Source organism: Streptomyces sp. NPDC058671 (genome assembly GCF_042716475.1).
Taxonomy (GTDB): domain Bacteria; phylum Actinomycetota; class Actinomycetes; order Streptomycetales; family Streptomycetaceae; genus Streptomyces.
Genome location: NZ_JBHXSA010000009.1, coordinates 222,478 through 243,444 on the forward strand (window position 1 = coordinate 222,478; position 20,967 = coordinate 243,444).

A 20,967-nucleotide genomic window follows, 5' to 3' on the forward strand; every position below is an offset into this window, starting at 1 on the left:
ATATCTCGGTGGGGGCGTCCGGCGCCCCGACCGGAGACCCGCCCTTCGGACGCCTATGCTGCGAGCAACAAGGCAGCCCAGTTATGACGATGCAGTAGGAGAGCCGGCGTGAGCTTGAGGATCGTTGTCTGTGTGAAGTACGTGCCCGACGCGACCGGAGACCGCAAGTTCGCGGACGACCTCACGGTCGACCGCGACGACGTCGACGGCCTGCTGTCGGAGCTCGACGAGTACGCGGTCGAGCAGGCCCTGCAGATCGCCGAAGAGGCCGACGACGCCGAGGTCACCGTGCTCACGGTCGGCCCCGAGGACGCCAAGGACGCGCTGCGCAAGGCGCTCTCGATGGGCGCCGACAAGGCCGTCCACGTCGAGGACGACGACCTGCACGGCACCGACGTCATGGGTACCTCGCTGGTGCTCGCCAAGGCCATCGAGAAGACCGGCTACGACGTCGTCATCACCGGCATGGCCTCCACCGACGGCACCATGGGTGTCCTCCCGGCGATCCTCGCCGAGCGTCTGGGCGTCCCGCAGGTCACGCTGCTCTCCGAGGTCACCATCGAGGACGGGGTCGTCAAGGGCCGCCGGGACGGCGACACCGCCTCCGAGCAGCTGGAGGCCTCCCTCCCGGCCGTCGTGTCCGTGACGGACCAGTCGGGCGAGGCGCGCTACCCCTCCTTCAAGGGCATCATGGCCGCCAAGAAGAAGCCGGTGGAGTCCCTGGAGCTGGACGACCTGGACATCGACGCGGACGAGGTCGGCCTCGCCGGCGCCTGGACCGCGGTCGACTCGGCCGCCGAGCGCCCGGCGCGCACCGCGGGCACGATCGTCAAGGACGAGGGCGAGGGCGGCAAGCAGCTGGCCGCCTTCCTTGCGGAGCAGAAGTTCATCTAAGACTCAGCCCGTGAGCCGGAGGTCCGTCCGGCCCGCGCGAGCCCCTCAGACCCGCCCCTTTCCGTTCGCAGGAGATTGAAGTCCCATGGCTGAGATTCTCGTCTACGTCGACCACGTCGACGGAGCCGTCCGCAAGCCCACCCTGGAGCTGCTGACCCTGGCCCGCCGCCTCGGCGAGCCCGTCGCCGTCGCGCTGGGCAACGGCGCCGCCGACACCGCCGCCGCGCTCGCCGAGCACGGCGCCGTGAAGGTCCTGACCGCCGAGGCCCCCGAGTTCGCGGACTACCTGGTCGTCCCGAAGGTCGACGCCCTCCAGGCCGCGTACGAGGCCGTGTCCCCGGCCGCCGTCCTGGTGCCGTCCTCCGCCGAGGGCAAGGAGATCGCGGCCCGTCTCGCGGTTCGCATCGGCTCCGGCATCATCACCGACGCCGTGGACCTGGAGGCCGGTGCCGAGGGCCCGGTCGCGACGCAGTCCGCGTTCGCCGCCTCCTTCACCACCAAGTCCCGTGTCTCCAAGGGCACCCCGGTCATCACGGTCAAGCCGAACTCGGCCCCCGTGGAGGCCGCCCCGGCCGCCGGCGCCGTCGAGGCCCTCACGGTCTCCTTCGGCGCGCTGGCCACCGGCACCAAGGTGACCGCCCGCACCCCGCGCGAGTCGACCGGCCGCCCCGAGCTGACCGAGGCGGCGATCGTGGTCTCCGGCGGCCGCGGTGTCAACGGCGCCGAGAACTTCGGAATCATCGAGGCGCTCGCCGACTCCCTCGGCGCGGCCGTCGGCGCCTCCCGCGCCGCCGTCGACGCCGGCTGGTACCCGCACGCCAACCAGGTCGGCCAGACCGGCAAGTCGGTCTCCCCGCAGCTGTACATCGCCTCCGGCATCTCCGGCGCGATCCAGCACCGCGCGGGCATGCAGACGTCCAAGACGATCGTCGCGATCAACAAGGACGCCGAGGCGCCGATCTTCGACCTCGTCGACTACGGCGTGGTGGGCGACCTCTTCGACGTCGTCCCGCAGCTGACCGACGAGGTCAAGACCCGCAAGGGCTGACCTGCGGTTCTCTCGTGGCCCGGGGCCGCACGGTGATCCCTCACCGTGCGGCCCCGGGCCGTTTCGGACAACCATTGACTCAGGTCCCGACGGACTACTAACTTCGCCATACGGATTGTTGATTCCGTTCAGCGGAAAACAGGAGGATGCGGGATGGGCCAGCAGGAGAAGGTGTCGACAAGCCTCGCGGGCGCGGTCAGCGAGGGCATCAGCGCCTCCCTCGCCACGGTGGACGCCGAGCTGGACCGCCGCTACCCGGGAGACCCCGGCACCCGCCAGCCCGTCCACACCGTCTACGTCCCCGGGAACGTCTTCGACGCCGGCACCATCCGCTCCTGGGGCGACCGGGCCCTCGCCGCGCTCGACGAGCACGCCCCCGACGCCGCCTCCCTCGCCGCCGTCCTCGGCCTCTCCGACGACCTCGCCGAGGACGTCTACGGCCGCGTACGCGCCAAGCTGGAGCGCGAGCCCGTCGAGGACCTCCGGGTCGACTTCGAGGACGGGTACGGAGGCTCCGACGAGGACCAGGACGCCGCCCGCGCCGCCCGGCTGATCTCCGAGGCGTACGGGAACGGTACCGCCGCCCCCTACATGGGCATCCGGATGAAGTGCATGGAGGCCGCCGTGCGCGACCGGGGCATCCGCACCACGGACATCTTCCTCACCGGCCTCCTGGAGAACGGCGGCCTCCCCGACGGCCTCGTCCTCACCCTCCCCAAGGTCACCTACCCCGAGCAGGTCACCGCCTTCGTCCGCCTCCTGGAGGCCTTCGAGAAGGCCCACGGCCTCGACGCCGGCCGCCTCGGCTTCGAGATCCAGATCGAGACCAGCCAGTCCATCCTCGCCGCCGACGGCACCGCCGCCGTCGCCCGCATGATCGGCGCCGCCGAGGGCCGCGCCACCGGACTGCACTACGGCACCTTCGACTACAGCGCCTGCCTCGGCGTCTCCGCCGCCTACCAGGCGAGCGACCACCCGGCCGCCGACCACGCCAAGGCGATCATGCAGGTCGCCGCCGCGGGTACGGGCGTCCGCGTCTCCGACGGCTCCACCAACGTCCTCCCGGTCGGCTCGAAGGAGCACGTCCACGAGGCCTGGCGGCTCCACTACGGCCTCACCCGCCGCGCCCTCGCCCGCGCCTACTACCAGGGCTGGGACATGCACCCGGGCCACATCCCGACCCGCTACGCCGCCGTCTTCGCCTTCTACCGCGAGGGCTTCGAGGCGGCGGCCAAGCGCCTCTCCGCCTACGCCAACCACGCCGGCGGCGACGTCATGGACGAGCCCGCCACCGCCAAGGCCCTCAGCTCCTACCTGCTGCGCGGCATCGACTGCGGTGCCCTCGACACCGCCGAGGTCGACGCGCTCACCGGCATGGACCGCGCCGCCCTCGACCGCTTCGCCGCCCCGCGCCGCGGCGACCTCACGGCCTCCGCCGAGTAGCCGGGCGCGAGCCCGGACGCCGGTCGGCCGGTCCGTCCGGCGGAGCTGACGGGCGTCCGGCGGCCAGCACCAGCGGCCCGCGTACAGCACCAGCGACGGGGAACCTCGCCGCACGGTTGCGCTCCCTGCGGGGCGAGTCCTTCTGCTCTGCGGTTCCGATCAGCCCGTGCGTGCTGGTCGTCCTGCCGCACTCAGTCGGTCGGCGGCCGGATCTCGCCCGATCCACGGGGGATGAGCGTGGTGCCGAGCACCACCCGTCGCGGCGCCTCGGCGGCCCCGTCGAGGCGCCGGAACAGGCGCTCCGCTGCCGTCCGGCCGAGCGCGGCCGCGTCCTGCGCGATGACCGTGACCCCGAGCAGGTCGGCCAGCTCGATGTCGTCGAAGCCGACCAGAGCGACCGGCCGCGCACGCCCGGCGAGGGCCCGGACCGCCGTGACCGTGACCCGGTTGTTCCCCGCGAACAGCGCCGTCACCGGCTCAGGTCCGGCGAGGAGCTCCCGTACGGCCGAGGTCACCCGCTCCGGGTCCGTGGAGCCGGCGGAGACCCAGGCGTCCCGGACCGGCAGACCCGCGTCCTCCATGGCCGCGCGGTAACCGCGCAACCGCTCGGCGGACGTGTGGATCCGGGGACGGTCACCGATGAAGCCGATGCGGCGGTGCCCTTGGGCGATCAGATGGGCCACCCCGTCGCGGGCGCCGCCGAAGCTGTCCGAGAGGACGGCGTCGGCCTCGATCAGCCCTGCCGGGCGGTCGACGAAGACGGTGGCGACCCCCGCCCTCATCTCGGGTTCCAGATACCGGTGGTCGTCACCCGCGGGGATCACGATCAGGCCGTCGACGCGGCGCGCGCACAGGGCGAGCGCCAACTCCTGCTCCCGATCCGGGTCCTCGGCGCTCGAACCGTTGATGAGCAGGGCGCCGTGCGCCCGCGCCACCTCCTCGACCGCCCGGCTGAGCGGCCCGTAGAACGGATCGGCGAGATCCTCGAGGACGAGGCCGACGGTCGCGGTCCTCCCCTTGCGCAGCACGCGCGCGCTGTCGTTGCGGCGGAAGCCGAGGGCCTCGATGGCCTCCTGGACCCGGCGCTCGGTGTCGGGGGTGACCCCCGGCTCCCCGTTCACGACCCGGGACACCGTCTTCAGGCCGACGCCCGCGCGCGCGGCGACGTCCTTCATCGTGGGCCGGTTGCCGTAGCGGTGCTCGGGTCGGCGGGCGGTGTCGGCCACGGTGGGGGGTTCCTCCGTCGAAGATCGGTGGTGCTGCGTCTCTCGGAAGCATAGAGCCTGGACAACGTTGTCACAGCGCGGGAGACTGTACGCGACACCGTTCCGCCCGCGTCGCCGACTGGAGACCCCGCGCCATGCAGACCGATCCCGCCACGGGCCCCGCCGACGGTCTGGTCGTCGCCCTGGACATCGGGGGCACCAAGATCGCCGGCGCCCTGGTCGACGGGGAGGGCCGCGTCCGGGTCCGCTCCCAGCGGCCCACGCCCGCGCGTGAGGACGGCGAGACGGTGATGGGCGCGGTCGAGGGCGTGCTCGCCGACCTCGCGGCCTCGCCGCTGTGGGAGGGCGCAGGGGCCGTCGGCATCGGCAGCGCGGGCCCCGTCGACGCGGGCCGGGGGACGGTGAGCCCGGTCAACGTGCCCGGCTGGCGCGACTTCCCCCTCGTCGAACGGGTTCACCGGGCCACGGGCGGACGACCCGTCACCCTGGTCGGCGACGGCGTCGCCATGACGGCGGCCGAGCACTGGCTCGGCGCCGCCCGGGGCCACGACAACGCTCTCTGCCTCGTCGTCTCCACGGGCGTCGGCGGCGGCCTCGTCCTGGGCGGCCGGGTCCACCCCGGCCCCACGGGCAACGCCGGTCACATCGGCCACATGGTGGTGGACATGGACGGCGAGCCCTGCGCCTGCGGCGGCCGCGGCTGCGTCGAGCGCGTCGCCAGCGGCCCCCACCTTGCCCGCCGCGCCCTGGAGAACGGCTGGCGGCCGGGACCCGACGGCGATGTCTCCGCCGCCGCCGTGGCCGACGCCGCACGCGCGGGCGACCCGGTCGCCATCGCCTCCTACGAGCGGGCGGCCCAGGCCCTCGCGGCGGGCATCGCCGCGACGGCGGCCCTCGTGGAGATCGACATCGCGGTCGTCGGCGGCGGAGTCGCGAGGGCCGGAGAGATCCTCTTCGCCCCGCTCCGCCGCGGCCTCGCCTCGTACGCCACGCTCTCCTTCGTCCGCGGCCTGCGCGTCGTCCCCGCCGTCACGGGAACCGACGCGGGCCTCCTGGGCGCGGCGGCCGCCGCGAGCGCGGGGAGCGTCCTCGACACGGGGAGCCCGAAGGCGTAGGACCCCGGGGGATCCGCCCGCCGTCATTCCCTCCGTACCCGCTCCGGCGCGCGCTGTTCCACGACCACCAGGAACGTGTCGGACTCCAGGTCCATCACGACCCGGGCCGGCACCCCCTCGTCGCGCCGCGCGCCGGCGAACTCCTCCGCCGGCCAACTGCCCCGCGGGCCGCCGGCCGGAAAACGTTCGAGAACCCTACGACTCATCCGCGCACCCCCTCGTGCCTGCCGATCTCAACGACGCGTGTGCGGAAGTGTCACGCACATGCCGAGACCCGCGGTTCGCGGGTTTCCGTGGCAGGGTGTTGCGGGCAAGCCACTGGGGGCTACCGATGAGGGGGAATCGTGATCGTCTGGATCAACGGTGCGTTCGGCGCGGGAAAGTCCAGCACCGCGCGTGAGCTGGTCGAGCTGATCCCGAACAGCACGCTGTACGACCCCGAGCTCACCGGCGGGGGTCTGCGCGGGCTTCTCCCGGCCAAACGGCTCGCCGAGGTCGAGGACTACCAGGACCTGCCGATCTGGCGGCGCCTGGTCGTCGACACCGCCGCCGCCCTGCTCGCCGAGGTGGGAGGCGTCCTCGTCGTCCCCATGACCCTGCTCCGGCAGGAGTACCGGGACGAGATCTTCGGAGGGCTCGCCGCCCGCCGCATCGAGGTGCGCCACGTCCTGCTCGACCCGGAGGAAACGATCCTGCGAGAGCGGATCGACGGCCGGTCGGAGTACGGCGACCCCGAGGTCGACGCCCGTGCGCGCGAGTGGTGCCACGCGCACCTCGGACCCTACCGAGCCGCCCACGACTGGCTGAGCGCCGACGCGTACACCCTCGACACCTCGGCGCTCACCGCGGCCGAGGCCGCCCGGTCGATCGCCGACGCGGTCCGCACCGGACGCGTCCCCTCGTGCGGCATCGTCCAGACCCCCGACCCGACAGGCGAGACCCTCGCCGCCGGCGTCCTGCTCTTCGACGACCAGGACCGCTTCCTCCTGGTCGACCCCACCTACAAGCCCGGCTGGGAGTTCCCCGGCGGCGTCGTCGAACCCGGCGAACCCCCGGCCCGCGCCGGGATGCGCGAGGTGGCCGAGGAGATAGGCCTCGAACTCGACGCCGTGCCCCGTCTCCTCCTCGTCGACTGGGAACGCCCCCAGCCGCCCGGCTACGGAGGACTGCGTCTCCTCTTCGACGGCGGCAGGCTCGGCCCCGAGCACACCGCGCGCCTCCGCCTCCCAGGCGCCGAACTGCGCGACTGGCGCTTCGTCACCGAGGACGAGGCCGCCGAACTCCTCCCGCCCGTCCGCTACCGCCGCCTGCGCTGGGCCCTGCGCGCCCGCGAACGCGGCACGGTGCTCAACCTGGAGGCCGGAGTCCCGGTGGGCTGACGGTCGTCGGGCCCTATCCGGCCGCGGCGGCGAGCAGGGCCGCCGCGTCCTCGGTCACCGGAGCGCCGTGGCCGCAGCACAGCACCGAGGGGGCGAGCTTCGCGAGGCGCCGCATCGAGTCGAGCGCCGCCGCGCGGTCCCCGTGGAACACACCGAAGGTCACGCCCTGGACGGACGCCACCGTGTCCCCGGTGAACAGCACGCCATGGCGCGGCAGATGCACGGCGATCGAGCCGGGCGTGTGCCCCGGCGTGTGGACCACCACCGCGCCGTCGCCGAAGCCCAGCTCCTCACCGTCCTCGACCTCCCGGTCCACCCGGGTCGGCGGCGCCTCCGGCACGGTGAGCCCGTGCGCGAACAGCGGCACCTCCCAGTCGAGGAGGTCGGGTTCCGGCACCGGCGCCTCGCCCCGGACCACCGGAGCGTCGAGCCGGTGCGCGAGGATCTCCGCGCCGTGCCGGTCCGCGAGCTCCTGCGCCGCGCCCACGTGGTCCCGGTGGCAGTGGGTCAGCACGACGCGGCGCAGCCGGTCCGGGTCCAGGCCGGCCGCCCGTATCGCCGTCGCCGTCCCGGTCGCCGTGCCGGCCCAGCCGGCGTCGATCAGGGTCAGCTCCTCCTCGTCCCGCCAGAGGTAGGCCTGTCCGATGGAGAAGTCGAGGAGGTGCAGCCGCGGGGTGATCCGAGTGGGTTCCATACGGCGAACCTACGCATCCGCGCAGGCCCGCCGCGTGTTCCTACGCTCTCGGCGAGCTTCGCCGAGCGCTGAACCCGACGTCCGGTCAGACCTGCTTCGAGCGGGCGTAACCGAGCAGGAAGTGCGCCTCCGCCACCGAGAGCCGCTCCAGCTCCTCGGGGGAGACCGACTCGTTGGGCGCGTGGATCTGCGCCTCCGGCTCGCTCAGACCGATCAGCAGGATCTCCGCCTCCGGGTACAGCTCGGCCAGCGTGTTGCACAGCGGGATCGAACCGCCCATGCCCGCCGCCTGCATCTCCTGACCCGGGTACGCGATCCGCATCGCCTCGGCCATCGACGCGTACGCCGGGCTCGACGTGTCCGCCTGGAACGGCTGGCCCTGACCCACCTGTTCGAGGGAGACCCGCGCGTTCCACGGCGTGTGCTTCTCGATGTGCGCGAACAGCAGCTTCGTCGCCTCCGCCGCGTCCTGGCCCGGTGGCACCCGCAGGCTGATCTGGGCACGCGCGGACGACGGGATGGAGGGGGTCGCGCCGGCCACCGGATGGCAGTCGATGCCGACGACGGTGACGGCGGGGCGCGCCCAGATCCGGTCGGCGACCGTACCGGCGCCCGGCAGGGCCACGCCCGAGAGAACCTTGGCGTCCCGGCGGAAGTCGTCCTCCGGGTACTGCAGGCCCTCCCACGCGCTGTCGCACGGGAGGCCGTCGATGACGGTCGAACCGTCCGGGCCGCGCAGCGAGTCCAGTACGCGGATCAGCGCGGCCAGCGCGTCCGGCGCGGCGCCGCCGAACTGGCCGGAGTGCAGGTTGCCCTCCAGGGTGTCGATCCGCACCCGGATCATCGTCATCCCCCGCAGGGTCGCCGTCACCGTCGGAAGACCCACCCGGAAGTTCCCCGCGTCGCCGATCACGATGGCGTCGGACGCGAGGAGTTCGGGGTGCTGCTCGGCGTACCGCTCCAGGCCGCCGGTCCCCTGCTCCTCCGACCCCTCGACGATCACCTTGACCGTCACCGGGACACCGCCGTTCGCCTTCAGGGCGCGCAGCGCGAGCAGGTGCAGGACGAAGCCGCCCTTGCAGTCGGCGGTGCCGCGCCCGTACCAGCGTCCGTCGCGCTCGGTCAGCTCGAACGGCGGGGTGAGCCAGGCGGACTCGTCCAGCTTCGGCTGCACGTCGTAGTGCGCGTAGAGGAGGACCGTCGGCGCTCCGGCCGGGCCGGGCAGGATGCCGTACACCGCCTGCGAACCGTCCGGGGTGTCGAGCAGCGCCACGTCCTCGAATTCCTCGGCCCGCAGGGCGTCGGCGACCCAGTTCGCCGCCGCCTCGCACTCGCTGCGCGGCGCCACGGCCTCGTCCGCCACCGACTCGAAGGCCACCAGTTCGGCGAGCTCGGCCTTGGCCCTGGGCATCAGGGACCGTACGGTCTCGGCGATCGGATTCGAGGTCATGGGCACGCTCCTGGTGGGTGCGACGTTACGACGTAAGGACGGCGATCGGCGTATGTCGTGGTACGACGAACGCACCGCCGATCCTACGGCGCGGGCCCCTGGCGACCGCGCCGTAGGATGCGTCAGGAGCAGACCACCGGTCGGATCAGGAGCAGAAGCACATCGTGAGCAGCGAGCACGCAGAGAACGCCGGTCCGGAGAACACCTCGCCCGAGGGCGCGGCTCCTGAGGGCATCGGTGTGGACGGGGCGGCGGACGTGGACGACGCGGCGGAAGCGGACCGGGGGGCGGAAGCGGATCCCGCGGACGTGGAGCCGAAGGCGGACGTGGATCCGACGGACGGGGGTGCCACGGCGGACGTGGATCCGTCGGCGGCCGGTGACGGTGACGGGGACGGCGACGTCTGGGACGTCGTGGTCGTCGGCGCCGGTCCGGCCGGGGCGACCGCGGCCTACGCGGCGGCCGTGGCCGGGCGTCGGGTGCTGCTCCTGGAGAAGTCCGAGCTGCCCCGCTACAAGACGTGCGGCGGCGGCATCATCGGCCCCTCCCGCGACTCGCTGCCGCCCGGCTTCGAACTCCCCCTCCAGGACCGGGTGCACGCCGTCACCTTCTCCCTCCAGGGGCGCTTCGCCCGTACCCGCCGCTCCCGCCGCATGCTCTTCGGGCTCATCAACCGCCCGGAGTTCGACGCCCAGCTCGTCGAGCACGCGCAGAAGGCGGGTGCCGAGCTGCGGACCGGGGCCACGGTCACCCGGGTGGAGCAGCACGGCCCGGCCGTCCCCGACCGGCGGACCGTCGCCGTCGTCCTCGCCGACGGCGAGACGGTGCTCGCGCGCGCGGTCGTCGGGGCCGACGGCAGCGCGAGCCGCATAGGGGCGCACGTCGGGGTGAAGCTCGGTCAGGTCGACCTCGGTCTGGAGGCGGAGATCCCCGTACCTCCGTCGGTGGCCGAGGACTGGAAGGGGCGCGTCCTCATCGACTGGGGCCCGATGCCCGGCAGTTACGGGTGGGTCTTCCCCAAGGGGGACACGCTGACCGTCGGCGTCATCTCCGCCCGGGGCGAGGGCGCCGCCACCAAGCGGTACCTGGAGGACTTCGTCGCCCGGCTCGGCCTGTCCGGCTTCGAGCCCGCGATCTCCTCCGGCCATCTGACGCGCTGCCGCACCGACGACTCGCCGCTCTCCCGGGGCCGGGTCCTGGTCTGCGGTGACGCCGCCGGACTCCTGGAACCGTGGACGCGTGAGGGCATCTCGTACGCGCTCCGCTCGGGCCGCCTCGCGGGGGAGTGGGCCGTGCGGGTCGCCGAGGCCGGGGACGCGGTCGACGCCCGGCGTCAGGCCCTCAACTACGCCTTCGCCATCAAGGCGGGGCTGGGTGTCGAGATGGCGGTCGGGCGGCGGATGCTCGCGCTGTTCGAGCGGCGGCCCGGGCTGCTGCACGCGACGATCACGGGGCTGCGGCCGGCGTGGAACGCGTTCGCCGACATCACCCGGGGTTCGGCGACGCTCGGCGGCATGGTCCGCTCGAACGGCATGGCCCGGCGGGCGCTCGAGGTCCTGGACCGGCGGATGGACACCGTGTCCGGTGTCGGCCCGGCGGGACGCGGGGTCGGACAGCGGGAACGGTCGGCGGCGGAGGCGTCGGGGTCGGGGTCGTTGTCGGAGGATTCTGCCGGGGATGCGGATTCCCCGGGGGACGCCGCGCTTCCCGCGGCTTCGTCGGCGTCTGGCAAGGCTTCGGATTCTCCCCAGGGTGCGGATTCTCCCAGGGGAGCGGAGTCTCGCAAGGGCGCGGAGTCTGCCAAGGACACGGAGGCGTCCGACGCACCGGAGGCGTCCTGACGCCTCGACGCGGGGGTGAGTGAGGCAGCGGACGGGCTCCGCCGCTCCGGCCGGTTCACGCGGCCGGCGTGGCGGGGCCCGTCGTCGTGTGGCGGAAGACGGGGACCGGGCCAGGAGGCGGGTCTGTTGCCGCGCGGCTGAGCGCGTCCCGCCCCGCGGGCCCTCCGCTCAGGCCCAGGTGATCCCCGAGGTCTCCCGCCACAGCCGCGCGAGCTCCTCGTCCCCGGTGACCGTCACGGCGTCGGTCGGCAGGCGGTTCCACAGGGTCAGGTACAGACGGTCGGCGGGCCCGCTCAGTTCGATGTCCGCCGAACCCGGACCCGAAGCCGAAGCGGCCACCGACTCCGGACCCGAACCCGAAGCGGCCACCGACTCCGGACCCGAACCCGAAGCGGCTACCGAACCCGCACCCGAAGCCGTATCGATGACAACCTCCGCGGCGGCATCCGCCCCCACGACCGACGACCGCCCCTCCCGTTGCGCGCGGGGCGGCTCCGTCGCCGACAGGCGTACGGTCCAGACGTCGCCCGTGTCCGTCGTGCGTACCCGCATCGTCCGTGGCCCGGCAGTCCGCACGCGGCTGCGGTCCCGGCCGTGGAACCCGCGCAGCAGCTCGTCGATGCCGTCGGCGGCGACCGTCGGGTCCACCGGTCCGGGGCCGGTCGCGAGCGCCGACTCGGCGTCCGCCCGGTGGACGGTCGTCTCGTGCGCCTGCCGTCGCGCCCAGAAGGCGAGCGGCGAGGGCGCGGGGAAGAGCATCAGGCACTCCAGCGTCTCCGGCGCCGCGCGCAGGGTGGCGACGAGGCCCGCGTGCCCCTCGCGGTAGTGGGCGAGCAGCGCGTCACCGTCGAGCGCCGGCTCGACGGCGCCCCGCTGGTACGTGGTGCGGCCCTCGGCCACGTAGGACGCGGCCCAGCGGTGCACCATCGTCGTGTGCCGCAGGACGTCCCGGATCCGCCACCCCGGGCAGGTCGGCACCTCCGCGTCCGGCCCGGCGGCGGCCGCCGCCTCGGCGAGGCGCCGGCCGGCGGTCTCCAGCACGTCGATGTGTTCCGTGATCTTCATGGTTCCCCCGGTGATCGCGTCCATGGGCGGGATTCTCGCAGCCACGGGCGTGCCGCGGAGGGGTTCCCGGTCAGCGGCCGAGGGGAGTCCGCCGCGGGTGCGGCGCCCCGGGGCGGCTCAACTCACCGATTCCGCCCCCGCGTTCCGTACCCAGTAGCCCATCGCCGCCGCGCCCGCGGCGAGCACGGCGACCGTGGTGAGGGCCAGCGGCAGGGAGAACCAGTCGGCGAGGAACCCGATCGACGGTGGGCCGAGCAGCATCCCTCCGTAGCCGAGCGTGGACGCGGTCGCCACCCCGGCGGGTCCTGCGACGGCGCCCGCGCGGGCCACGGCGACGGGAAAGATGTTGGCGAGTCCGAGGCCGGTGACGGCGAAGCCCAGGAGGGTGGCCCAGACGGTCGGTGCGAGCGCGCCGAGCAGCATGCCGGCGGCGGCCGTCGCACCGCCCGCGACCAGGGTCCGGGTCTGGCCGAGGCGTTCGAGGAGGGCGGTGCCGGTCAGGCGTCCTACGGTCATCGTCAGCGCGAAGACGGAGTACCCGGCGGCGGCCACCCCGGGGTGCGCGCCCAGGTCCTGCTCCAGGTGGAGGGCGCCCCAGTCGGCGAGTGCCCCCTCGCCGTAGGCCGTGCAGAGGGCGATCACCCCGAAGACCAGCACGGTACGGCGCGTCCCGCTCCGCGAGGAGCCGTCGGAGACGTGGGCGGCGGGCGCGAGGGACTCGGGCGGCGGGGCGGGGGAGGGGTGGCGCAGGAGTACGGGACCGGCGAGGGCCGTGAGGACCAGACCGGCGCCGGCGAGGCCGAGGAGGTGGGCGGTCGGGGAGAGGCTCCCCGCGAGCAGTCCGCCGAGGCCCGCGCCGATCATGCCGCCGAGGCTGAAGGCGGCGTGGAAGCTCGGCATGACGGGGCGCCGGAGCGCGGCCACGAGATCCACGGCGGCGCTGTTCATGGCGACGTTGATCCCCCCGTACGCGGCGCCGAAGACGAGCAGGACGAGTCCCAGGGCGAGCGGCGAGCGCGTGAGCGGGGGCAGGGCGACGGAGAGGGAGAGGAGGACGCCCGTGGCGACGGTGACCGCGTGGGACCCGTACCGGCGGCAGAGCCGGCCGGTCAGCGTCATGGTGATCACGGCGCCGGCGGACACACCGAGGAGGGCGAGGCCGAGGTCGCCGGCCGTGGCGCCGGTCTGCTGCTTGACGGCGGGGATGCGGACGACCCAGCCGGCGAACAGGAAGCCGTCGAGCGCGAAGAAGAGAGTCAGGGCGAGGCGGAGGCGGGACAGGGAGCGGGTGGCGGTGTCTCCGCCGGAGCCCCCCGAGGCGGCCGTCCGTACTTTGTTTAGTAGCGGCACAAACTCAGGATAGGGGGAGCCCGCGCCGGCGGGCAAGCGGTCGGTGAGCCTCCGCGCCTTCGGACCACAGGGGTACGGGACCTCCCGCCGTCCGATCATGGGAGACTCCCACCCATGAACGGCAAGGCGACGACGACCCGGACACGGCTGGACAGGGGGCGCAACGCGCTCGGCCCCGCACTGGAGCTGGTGCACACGGGCAGGGCGCCGACCCGGGCCGTCCTGACCGCCGAACTCGGAGTCACCCGGGCCACCGCCGGCGCGGTCGCCGCCGAACTGGAGGCCCTCGGTCTCATCCGCGTCGACTCCAACCCCGGCGCCGCCGCAGGCTCCCAGGGGCGCCCCTCGCACCGCCTCGCCGTCGACGAGAAGGGCCCCGTGGCCCTCGCCGCCCAGGTCCACGCCGACGGTTTCCGCGCCGCACTCGTCGGTCTCGGCGGGACGATCGTCGCCACCGCCCCCGGCTGCGTCACCGTCTCCGCCGACCCCGCCCAGGTCCTCGGTGCCGTCGTCGACGCCGGGGCCGCGCTGCTCCGGGAGACCGGCCGTCGGTGCGTGGGCGCCGGACTCGCCGCCCCCTCCGCCGTGGCCGAGCCCGAGGGCACCGCGCTCAACCCGCTCCACCTCGCCTGGCCCGCCGGGGCGCCGGTCCGGGAGATCTTCGCGGAACGGGTACGGGCCGCCGGCATCGAAGGGCCCGCCTTCACCGGCAACGACGTGAACCTCGCCGCCCTCGCCGAGCACCGCCACGGCGCGGGGCGCGGGGCGCGGGACCTGCTCTGCGTGGCCACCGGCCACCGGGGGGTCGGTGGCGCGCTCGTCCTCGACGGGCGCCTCCACACCGGCAGTGCGGGTCTCGCCCTCGAGGTCGGTCACCTCACCGTGAACCCCGAGGGCCGCCCCTGCCACTGCGGCAGCCGTGGCTGCCTCGACGTCGAGACCGACCCGCTCGCCTTCCTCACGGTCGCGGGCCGCACCCCCGGCCCCGAGGTGTCCCTGCTCCAGCAGTCCCGCGACCTGCTGCGCACCAGTCCCGACGATCCGGGGGTCCGGGTCGCCGTCGGGGAGCTGATCGACCGTCTGGGGCTCGGCCTGGCCGGTCTGGTGAACATCCTCAACCCCGACCGGATCATCCTCGGCGGCCTGCACCGCGAGCTCCTCGACGCCGACCCCGAGCGCCTCCGCGCGGTCGTCGCCGACCGCAGCCTGTGGGGCCGCAGCGGCGGAGTGCCGATCCTGCCCTGCACCCTGGACCACAACAGCCTCGTCGGCGCCGCCGAACTGGCCTGGCAACCGGTCCTGGACGACCCCCTGGCCGCCCTGGGCCGCGAACCGGTCTGAGGCGGCTCGGACCGCGGCCCGGCCTCCGCCCCGTACGAGAGACCGGACAGGCCCCGCGGCCTGGTGCCTACCCCTCGGAGCGGCCCTCTACCAGGGCGGCGAGCCGGTCCAGGGCCATGCGCGTCCCCGTCTCGTTGTCGGCGGCGGGCACCGCGTCCGGCACCCCCTCGTGGACGACGAGCACGTCCGTGCCGCCGCCGATCGCCACCAGCGTCGTCGTGAGGGTCATCGCGCCGTGCAGCCGGGGGTCCGGGGCCTCGAACTCGACGACCTCGACCACGCGTTCCTCCGCGAGCAGCTCCACGAAGCGCCCGTGGTACGTGTCCGTGCGCGCCCCCGACTTGCCCACGCCGTCCGCGGTCCCGTAGTGCAGCGAGACCCGGAAGGTACCGCCTTCGCGCGCGTCGAAGTCGTGCACCTCGCAGATCATTCCGTCCGGCACCCGCCAGCGCCCGACGGCGCCCGGGTCGAGCAGGGCACGGTAGACGGCCGAGGGCGGGGCGTCGACATGGCGGGACACACGCGTCGTGTACACGACTGCAAGGCTAGGCCGTGTCCGCAGCCACCGCCCCTCCGGCGGTGCCACCCTCCAACGGCGCCGCCCCTCGGACCGGACCGCCCCTCCAGCGGCGCCGTCCCTCCGGCGGTACGGCACCGCGGGCCGGACCGCTCCAAATCCCGGCCCGTCAACGGAAATCCCTGGTCGGTGACATGCCGGACGCCGTACTGTTCCCCCTCATGACCTCTTCTGGAAACGATCTTCCTCCGCGACTCGGCAACCTCACCTTCCACGGTCCCCTCTCCGAGGCCCGCGCCACCCGCATGATCGAGCGGCTCGCCGCCACCGAACCCGCCGACGTGCTCGACATCGGCTGCGGCTGGGGCGAGTTGCTGCTCCGGGTCCTGGAGGCGGCCCCCGCCGCCAAGGGCGCCGGCATCGACATCAACGCGGAGGACCTGGCCCGCGGCCGCGCCCTGGCCGAGGCCCGGGGGCTCGCCGACCGCGTCGAGTTCGTCGAGGAGTCGGCCCTCGGCACCGACCGCGGGCCCGTCGACGCGATCCTCTGTCTCGGGTCGAGCCAGGCGCTCTGCGACCCCGAGCAGCCGCACGACCCCGCGGCCGCTCTGCGCGAGCTGCGCCGGCTGGTCCGGCCGGGCGGCCGGGTCGTGCTCGGGGAGGGCTTCTGGGAGCGCACTCCCACCGAGGAGGAGCTGGCCGGCATGTGGCCCGGCGCGAACGCCGGCGACCACCTGTCCCTCGGCGCCCTCGTCGACCTCGCGATCGAGGCGGGATTCCGCCCCGCGTGGATCGAGACGGGGAGCGCGGAGGAGTGGGAGGAATTCGAGTCGGGCTACCGGTACGACACCGAGGTCTGGCTCGCCGCCCACCCCGACCACCCGCTCGCCGCCGAGACCCGCGAGCGCGTCGATCGGCAGCGTTCCACCTGGCTGAACGGCTACCGGCGGGTCCTCAACATGGCGTACCTCACGCTCATCGCCGTGGCCTGACACGACGACCACGGGGGGAAGCGCTCGTGCTTCTCGCGGGCGCTTCCCCCCGTGGCCAGGTCCCATGGGCCCTTCAGAGCGCTCCGCCCACCAGGACCGGCTCCGGGGTGAGGAGCGGTTCGGGCGCGAGGGCCGGTTCGAGGGCGGGGGCCGGGTCGACCGGGGCGCTGAGCGGGAGGCCGGAGAACCGTCCGTACCCCCGGAAGGGGACCTCGGCCGCGGAGTCGTACACGGCGCCCGAGCGGGCCATGACCGGGACGGGGCGCGGCGGCGCCGAGAGGGTGAACCACACCACCTTCCCGTCCCCGCCGCAGGGACGGACCCCCCAGCTCTCGCTGACCGCGCCGACGATGGCGAGGCCGCGGCCGGAGGTGGCCAGTTCGCCGGAGGCGTGGAGCGCCTCCGGGCAGCCGGCCTCCGGTATGCGGGGGTCGTGGTCCCGGACGGAGACCGTCAGCCGGTCGAGCAGCAGCTCGATCTCGACGGTGCACCGTTTGTCCGGCCTGGCGTGCCGGTGGACGTTCGTCAGAAGTTCGGTGACTCCGAGCACGGCCTGATCGACCAGAGCGTCGAGGTGCCAGTGACGCAGATGCGCGGAGACAATTCTGCGGACCTGTCCGATCCGCGACGGCAGGGCCTGAAGCTCCACCGCGTAATACCTGCTGGGCTCGCTGATCACGGCTGCGACTCCCCGAAGTAGTCCGGAAGAAGACGAAGATACGGATCTCTCCTGCGGCACAGGGAGCTCAGGACGGGGGCGGCGACCCGCAACGTACTGTCACCGCCGGTGAACCCACTGTGAGGTGATTCCAGCGTGAACCAGTGGTGACGGTCTCGCAACTCACGGCGACCCGAGGCCCGCGCCGGCCGTGCCCCGCCGCCCCCTCCCCGCCCAAGGCCGACGGACGCCTCAGCGCCGCCCGGCGGCCCGCTTCAGCGCCGCGAGGAACCGGCCCGACTCCTCCGGGTCGCCGTCGCCGCCGCCCTCGTGATCGTCGCCCAGCGTCAGCCGGTAGCGCGTGCCGTTCACCGTCGCCACGGCCTCGTCGGCCCTCGCGAACCACGGGCGGCCCGCCCTGACCCTGCTGACGGGCGCGCTGTCGATCTCGGTGCCGTAACTGGTGAGCAGGGCTAGCCGGCCGTCCTCGATCCGTACCTCCCCGGCGCGTGTCAACGACCGCGGCCAGCGGTCGATCCGTACGCCCCTCGCGCTGAACTCAGCCTCCGCCATGCCGATCCGCCCCTTTCACCCGGTTGTCGTTCCCAGTGTGCCGGGCCGCCCGTGCCCACACCAGAGGCCCTTCCGCAAGTCATCCCTATGGACAGTCAAAGGAAACGTTTGCCCAGGTGAGAGGGGTATCGTCGGCACTGGACACCCAGTGGAAAGACCGAGGAGAGGCGCGCATGAGCACCACGGAGAACAACGCGGGGAACCGCGCGGGCGTCGCCGCGGTGACCGTCGACGTCGACCGCAGCGATCCGGCGTACCGGTCCTGGCTCAAGGAGGCCGTCCGCAAGGTCCAGGCCGACGCCAACCGCTCCGCCGACACCCATCTGCTGCGCTTCCCGCTCCCCGAGAAGTGGGGCATCGACCTCTACCTCAAGGACGAGTCCACCCACCCCACCGGCAGCCTCAAGCACCGCCTCGCCCGATCCCTCTTCCTGTACGGCCTCTGCAACGGCTGGGTGCGGCCGGGGAAGCCCGTCATCGAGGCCTCCAGCGGCTCGACCGCCGTCTCCGAGGCGTACTTCGCGAAGCTCATCGGCGTGCCCTTCATCGCCGTCATGCCCCGCACCACCAGCCCCGAGAAGTGCCGGCTCATCGAGTTCCACGGCGGGCAGTGCCACTTCGTCGACGACTCGCGCACGATGTACGAGGAGGCCGCCGCCCTCGCCGAGCGCACCGGCGGCCATTACATGGACCAGTTCACCTACGCGGAGCGGGCGACCGACTGGCGCGGCAACAACAACATCGCCGAGTCCATGTACCAGCAGCTGAGGCTGGAGCGCTATCCGGAGCCCGCCTGGATCGTGGCCACCGCGGGTACCGGCGGCACCTCGGCGACCATCGCCCGCTACGTCCACTACATGCAGCACGACACCCGCATCTGTGTGGCCGACCCCGAGAACTCCTGCTTCTTCGACGGCTGGACGCATCACGACCCCGCCGCCACCGCGGACTGCGGCTCCCGGATCGAGGGCATCGGCCGCCCACGGATGGAGCCCAGCTTCGTGCCGGGGGCGGTCGACCGCATGATGAAGGTCCCCGACGCGGCGAGCGTCGCCGCGGTCCGCGCCCTGGAGGCCGCGATCGGCCGCAAGGCGGGCGGCTCCACCGGCACCGGTCTCTGGAGCGCCTTCAAGATCATCGCCGAGATGGTCGCGCACGGCCGGACCGGCAGTGTCGTCACCCTGATCTGCGACCCCGGCGAGCGGTACCTCGACAAGTACTACTCCGACGACTGGCTTGCCGCCCAGGGCCTCGACATCGCCCCGTACGGCGCCGCTATCGAACGGTTCCTGGCGTCCGGGTCCTGGCCGGAATGAGCCGTCGGTCCAGTCGGCGCGCCGCGTCCCGGAACCACAGCCCCACGCCGGGCCCCGCGAGCCGCAGCCCCAGCCGGAACGGGGCCGCGCCGTCCGCCGCCATGGTCCACCGAAGCCGGGTGCCCCGGCCCGAGGGGGAGAGGACCCACTCCTCCGCGAGGGCCGTGACGCCCGGGGCGTTGGTGGCGTCCACCCGGTAGGCGTACCGGACGTCGGGCTCGGAGGCCAGGACCGTCTCCTCGAACGCGATCCCGCCCCGCAGCCGGACGGTCCTGGCGGCCCCGTCGCCGGTGGGGACGGCGGAGACCACCGCCGTGAACCAGGCGGGCATGCTCCCCACCTCCACGGCGAGCGACCGGTAGACGGCCGGAGGCGGTGCCGCCAGCGTCGCGGTGAAGACCAGGCGGACGGGCGCGGATGCGGTGAAGTCGAGCTCCACCGGCCTCAGTCGGCGTGCCATGGACCGAACCTCCCCAGGACGGAAGCGAAAGAGCACCGTAGCTGACGAACTGTCAACAGCACAGGGGGGCGACGGCGTCACCCCCCTGTCACGCGAGCCCAAACCCCGGCGCCGGACCCGCGGAACCCGGAACCCGGCGCCCGTCGCAAGCCGCCCCGCAGCCGCCGCCCGTCGCAAGCCGCCCGGCACTTGACACCCCGCACCTGACGCCCCGAGCCCCCGCCAGGCGCCCGGAGCAGACTCAGGCCCTCCTCAGCAGCCCGTCCACCGCTCTGCCGAACAGGACCCGTCCCGCCCGCGCAAGCACCGGATCGAAGAACCTCGGCACCCCCCGTACGGACAGCTCCTCCGTCCACACCACCCGGCTGCCGCCGGGCAGCTCCGTCACCTCGACCAGGGCCCACCCCCGTACCACCCGGCCGGACTTCTCCAGCCGGCACGCACCCGGCCGGCCCGCCGCCGGGGGTTCCCAGCGCACGACCTCCATCGGGTCGTCGAAGGCGAGGCGACCGATCCCGGTACGTGCGGTGAACCGGGTGCCGGCCCGGTTCGGTCCCGGCGTCAGCACCCTCGTCCGCGTCAGCGGCACCAGACGCCCGTGCGCCGGCCAGTCCGTCAGCCGCCGCCACACCTCCGCGGGCGCCAGCGGCACCGTCCGCTCGACCCGGAAGCGGCTCACGCCTGCTCCTCGCCCGCCACCACGAGTCCGGGCAGCTGCTCGGCCACCTCGGCCCGTACGCCCTCGGGCAGCCCGCGGTCCGTCACCCAGGTGTCCACGTCCTCGAGCGCGGCGAAGGAACTCAGGCCCACCGTCCCCCACTTGGTGTGGTCGGCGACCACCACCACCCGGCGCGCCGACCGCATCAGGCACCGGTTGGTCTCCGCCTCCGCCAGGTTCGGCGTCGAGAGGCCGGCCTCCACCGAGATGCCGTGCACGCCGAGGAACAGCAGGTCGAAGTGGAGCGAGCGGACCGCCCGGTCCGCCACCGGCCCCACCAGGGCGTCGGACGGCGTCCGCATCCCGCCCGTCAGGACCACCGTCGCCGCCCCGCGACGGGACTCGCCCCCGCTGTTCGCGAGCTGGGCCTCGTGGAAGACGTCAGCGACCCGGACCGAGTTCGTCACCACCGTCAGGTCCGGGACGTCGAGCAGATGCCGGGCCAGGGCGAAGGTCGTCGTCCCGCCGGACAGGGCGATCGCCGTGCCCGGCGCGACCAGGGCGGCCGCGACCCGGGCGATCTCGTCCTTGGCGCTCGGTTCGAGCACCGACTTGGCCTCGAAGCCCGGCTCGTGGGTGCTCGCCTCGACCACCGGGACGGCCCCGCCGTGCACCTTCTCCAGCATGCCCTGCCGGGCCAGTGCGTCGAGGTCGCGGCGGATCGTCATGTCCGAGACGCCCAGGCGACGGGTCAGTTCGTTGACCCGGACACCGCCGCGCCGCCGGACCTCGTCGAGGATCAGGGCGCGCCGCTGCTCCGCGAGGAGGTTCTGGTTGTCAGTCACCGCCGGGGCCGGTCCTTCCGCAGGAGACAAGGGGATGGGTGTCGGATTCGGTGAGGAACGGTGCGCGGACGCGCATCCGTCCGCGATCCTGGTGCCGACGTC

General features: G+C 73.8%; 21 protein-coding genes. 9 read left to right on the top strand and 12 right to left on the bottom strand.

Annotated features, from left to right (window positions below; translation table 11 throughout):
- The first annotated feature begins 108 nt into the window (after positions 1–108).
- The 3 genes from ACFWV2_RS14375 (at position 109) to ACFWV2_RS14385 (ending at position 3,385) form a co-directional block, all read left to right on the top strand.
- Complete coding sequence (locus ACFWV2_RS14375; RefSeq protein ID WP_360791143.1) at positions 109–894, top strand: electron transfer flavoprotein subunit beta/FixA family protein; 786 nt, start codon at positions 109–111, stop codon at positions 892–894.
- Between the two features lie 85 nt (positions 895–979).
- Positions 980–1,942 carry an electron transfer flavoprotein subunit alpha/FixB family protein gene (locus tag ACFWV2_RS14380; protein ID WP_384405282.1) on the top strand — a complete coding sequence of 321 codons (963 nt, stop codon included), beginning with the start codon at positions 980–982 and terminating at the stop codon, positions 1,940–1,942.
- 153 nt (positions 1,943–2,095) lie between these two features.
- Positions 2,096–3,385, top strand: coding sequence for a DUF6986 family protein (locus ACFWV2_RS14385; RefSeq protein WP_384405283.1), 1,290 nt, complete (start codon positions 2,096–2,098; stop codon positions 3,383–3,385).
- 191 nt (positions 3,386–3,576) lie between these two features.
- On the opposite strand, the gene ACFWV2_RS14390 is transcribed toward ACFWV2_RS14385, so the two are convergent.
- On the bottom strand, positions 3,577–4,611 hold the full coding sequence (locus ACFWV2_RS14390; protein WP_384405284.1) for a LacI family DNA-binding transcriptional regulator: 1,035 nt from the start codon (positions 4,609–4,611) through the stop codon (positions 3,577–3,579).
- 134 nt (positions 4,612–4,745) lie between these two features.
- Here ACFWV2_RS14390 and ACFWV2_RS14395 point away from each other — a divergent pair, with 134 nt between their 5' ends.
- Positions 4,746–5,726 (top strand): ROK family protein, encoded by a 981-nt coding sequence (locus tag ACFWV2_RS14395; protein WP_384405285.1) that lies wholly within the window; start codon positions 4,746–4,748, stop codon positions 5,724–5,726.
- A 23-nt stretch (positions 5,727–5,749) separates the two neighbouring features.
- Here the strand turns inward: ACFWV2_RS14395 and ACFWV2_RS14400 are convergent, their stop codons facing one another.
- Entirely contained in the window at positions 5,750–5,932 is a 183-nt protein-coding gene (locus ACFWV2_RS14400) for a hypothetical protein (RefSeq protein ID WP_384405286.1), read from the bottom strand.
- Between the two features lie 138 nt (positions 5,933–6,070).
- Here ACFWV2_RS14400 and ACFWV2_RS14405 point away from each other — a divergent pair, with 138 nt between their 5' ends.
- A complete protein-coding gene (locus ACFWV2_RS14405; protein ID WP_384405287.1) occupies positions 6,071–7,105 on the top strand; it encodes an NUDIX domain-containing protein in 1,035 nt (344 codons plus the stop codon).
- Positions 7,106–7,118: 13 nt separating this feature from the next.
- Here the strand turns inward: ACFWV2_RS14405 and ACFWV2_RS14410 are convergent, their stop codons facing one another.
- Positions 7,119–7,799, bottom strand: coding sequence for an MBL fold metallo-hydrolase (locus tag ACFWV2_RS14410; RefSeq protein ID WP_384405288.1), 681 nt, complete (start codon positions 7,797–7,799; stop codon positions 7,119–7,121).
- Between the two features lie 85 nt (positions 7,800–7,884).
- Positions 7,885–9,249, bottom strand: a complete 1,365-nt coding sequence (locus ACFWV2_RS14415; protein ID WP_384405289.1) for a dipeptidase — start codon at positions 9,247–9,249, stop codon at positions 7,885–7,887.
- 359 nt (positions 9,250–9,608) lie between these two features.
- Between ACFWV2_RS14415 and ACFWV2_RS14420 the strand changes: the two genes are divergently transcribed.
- Positions 9,609–11,090, top strand: a complete 1,482-nt coding sequence (locus ACFWV2_RS14420) for a geranylgeranyl reductase family protein (RefSeq protein WP_384405342.1) — start codon at positions 9,609–9,611, stop codon at positions 11,088–11,090.
- 168 nt (positions 11,091–11,258) lie between these two features.
- Here ACFWV2_RS14420 and ACFWV2_RS14425 read toward each other — a convergent pair whose 3' ends face one another.
- On the bottom strand, positions 11,259–12,155 hold the full coding sequence (locus tag ACFWV2_RS14425; protein WP_384405343.1) for a maleylpyruvate isomerase family mycothiol-dependent enzyme: 897 nt from the start codon (positions 12,153–12,155) through the stop codon (positions 11,259–11,261).
- A gap of 117 nt (positions 12,156–12,272) precedes the next feature.
- On the bottom strand, positions 12,273–13,505 hold the full coding sequence (locus ACFWV2_RS14430) for an MFS transporter (RefSeq protein WP_384405290.1): 1,233 nt from the start codon (positions 13,503–13,505) through the stop codon (positions 12,273–12,275).
- Between the two features lie 114 nt (positions 13,506–13,619).
- Between ACFWV2_RS14430 and ACFWV2_RS14435 the strand changes: the two genes are divergently transcribed.
- On the top strand, positions 13,620–14,846 hold the full coding sequence (locus tag ACFWV2_RS14435) for an ROK family protein (RefSeq protein WP_384405291.1): 1,227 nt from the start codon (positions 13,620–13,622) through the stop codon (positions 14,844–14,846).
- Between the two features lie 67 nt (positions 14,847–14,913).
- Here the strand turns inward: ACFWV2_RS14435 and ACFWV2_RS14440 are convergent, their stop codons facing one another.
- The gene (locus tag ACFWV2_RS14440) at positions 14,914–15,381 is read right to left on the bottom strand and encodes an SRPBCC domain-containing protein (protein WP_384405292.1); all 468 of its coding nucleotides are present in this window, start codon (positions 15,379–15,381) and stop codon (positions 14,914–14,916) included.
- Positions 15,382–15,584: 203 nt separating this feature from the next.
- On the opposite strand from ACFWV2_RS14440, the gene ACFWV2_RS14445 reads away from it, so the two are divergent.
- Complete coding sequence (locus tag ACFWV2_RS14445) at positions 15,585–16,355, top strand: SAM-dependent methyltransferase (protein WP_384405293.1); 771 nt, start codon at positions 15,585–15,587, stop codon at positions 16,353–16,355.
- A gap of 73 nt (positions 16,356–16,428) precedes the next feature.
- Here ACFWV2_RS14445 and ACFWV2_RS14450 read toward each other — a convergent pair whose 3' ends face one another.
- A complete protein-coding gene (locus ACFWV2_RS14450) occupies positions 16,429–17,034 on the bottom strand; it encodes an ATP-binding protein (protein WP_384405294.1) in 606 nt (201 codons plus the stop codon).
- A gap of 231 nt (positions 17,035–17,265) precedes the next feature.
- Entirely contained in the window at positions 17,266–17,586 is a 321-nt protein-coding gene (locus tag ACFWV2_RS14455) for a hypothetical protein (protein WP_384405295.1), read from the bottom strand.
- A gap of 173 nt (positions 17,587–17,759) precedes the next feature.
- Here ACFWV2_RS14455 and ACFWV2_RS14460 point away from each other — a divergent pair, with 173 nt between their 5' ends.
- Positions 17,760–18,902: a PLP-dependent cysteine synthase family protein gene (locus tag ACFWV2_RS14460; RefSeq protein ID WP_384405296.1), complete on the top strand. Its 1,143-nt coding sequence runs from the start codon at positions 17,760–17,762 to the stop codon at positions 18,900–18,902.
- On the opposite strand, the gene ACFWV2_RS14465 is transcribed toward ACFWV2_RS14460, so the two are convergent.
- From ACFWV2_RS14465 to ACFWV2_RS14475, 3 genes are all read right to left on the bottom strand, one after another.
- On the bottom strand, positions 18,862–19,362 hold the full coding sequence (locus ACFWV2_RS14465; RefSeq protein WP_384405297.1) for an SRPBCC family protein: 501 nt from the start codon (positions 19,360–19,362) through the stop codon (positions 18,862–18,864). The two genes, ACFWV2_RS14460 and ACFWV2_RS14465, sit on opposite strands and share 41 nt — an antisense overlap.
- Before the next feature lie 241 nt (positions 19,363–19,603).
- Positions 19,604–20,041: an SRPBCC family protein gene (locus tag ACFWV2_RS14470; RefSeq protein WP_384405298.1), complete on the bottom strand. Its 438-nt coding sequence runs from the start codon at positions 20,039–20,041 to the stop codon at positions 19,604–19,606.
- Positions 20,038–20,865, bottom strand: a complete 828-nt coding sequence (locus ACFWV2_RS14475; RefSeq protein ID WP_384405299.1) for a DeoR/GlpR family DNA-binding transcription regulator — start codon at positions 20,863–20,865, stop codon at positions 20,038–20,040. The genes ACFWV2_RS14470 and ACFWV2_RS14475 overlap by 4 nt, the downstream gene beginning before the upstream one ends.
- Between the last annotated feature and the right edge of the window lie 102 nt (positions 20,866–20,967).

Bases quoted from the DNA above. Each gene is read 5' to 3' on its own strand.
- ACFWV2_RS14435 (WP_384405291.1), top strand. From the start codon at position 13,620: ATGAACGGCAAGGCGACGACGACCCGGACACGGCTGGACAGGGGGCGC.
- ACFWV2_RS14395 (WP_384405285.1), top strand. From the start codon at position 4,746: ATGCAGACCGATCCCGCCACGGGCCCCGCCGACGGTCTGGTCGTCGCC.
- ACFWV2_RS14445 (WP_384405293.1), top strand. From the start codon at position 15,585: ATGACCTCTTCTGGAAACGATCTTCCTCCGCGACTCGGCAACCTCACC.
- ACFWV2_RS14415 (WP_384405289.1), bottom strand. From the start codon at position 9,249: ATGACCTCGAATCCGATCGCCGAGACCGTACGGTCCCTGATGCCCAGG.
- ACFWV2_RS14460 (WP_384405296.1), top strand. From the start codon at position 17,760: ATGAGCACCACGGAGAACAACGCGGGGAACCGCGCGGGCGTCGCCGCG.
- ACFWV2_RS14380 (WP_384405282.1), top strand. From the start codon at position 980: ATGGCTGAGATTCTCGTCTACGTCGACCACGTCGACGGAGCCGTCCGC.
- ACFWV2_RS14455 (WP_384405295.1), bottom strand. From the start codon at position 17,586: ATGGCGGAGGCTGAGTTCAGCGCGAGGGGCGTACGGATCGACCGCTGG.
- ACFWV2_RS14410 (WP_384405288.1), bottom strand. From the start codon at position 7,799: ATGGAACCCACTCGGATCACCCCGCGGCTGCACCTCCTCGACTTCTCC.
- ACFWV2_RS14385 (WP_384405283.1), top strand. From the start codon at position 2,096: ATGGGCCAGCAGGAGAAGGTGTCGACAAGCCTCGCGGGCGCGGTCAGC.
- ACFWV2_RS14400 (WP_384405286.1), bottom strand. From the start codon at position 5,932: ATGAGTCGTAGGGTTCTCGAACGTTTTCCGGCCGGCGGCCCGCGGGGC.
- ACFWV2_RS14465 (WP_384405297.1), bottom strand. From the start codon at position 19,362: ATGGCACGCCGACTGAGGCCGGTGGAGCTCGACTTCACCGCATCCGCG.
- ACFWV2_RS14425 (WP_384405343.1), bottom strand. From the start codon at position 12,155: ATGAAGATCACGGAACACATCGACGTGCTGGAGACCGCCGGCCGGCGC.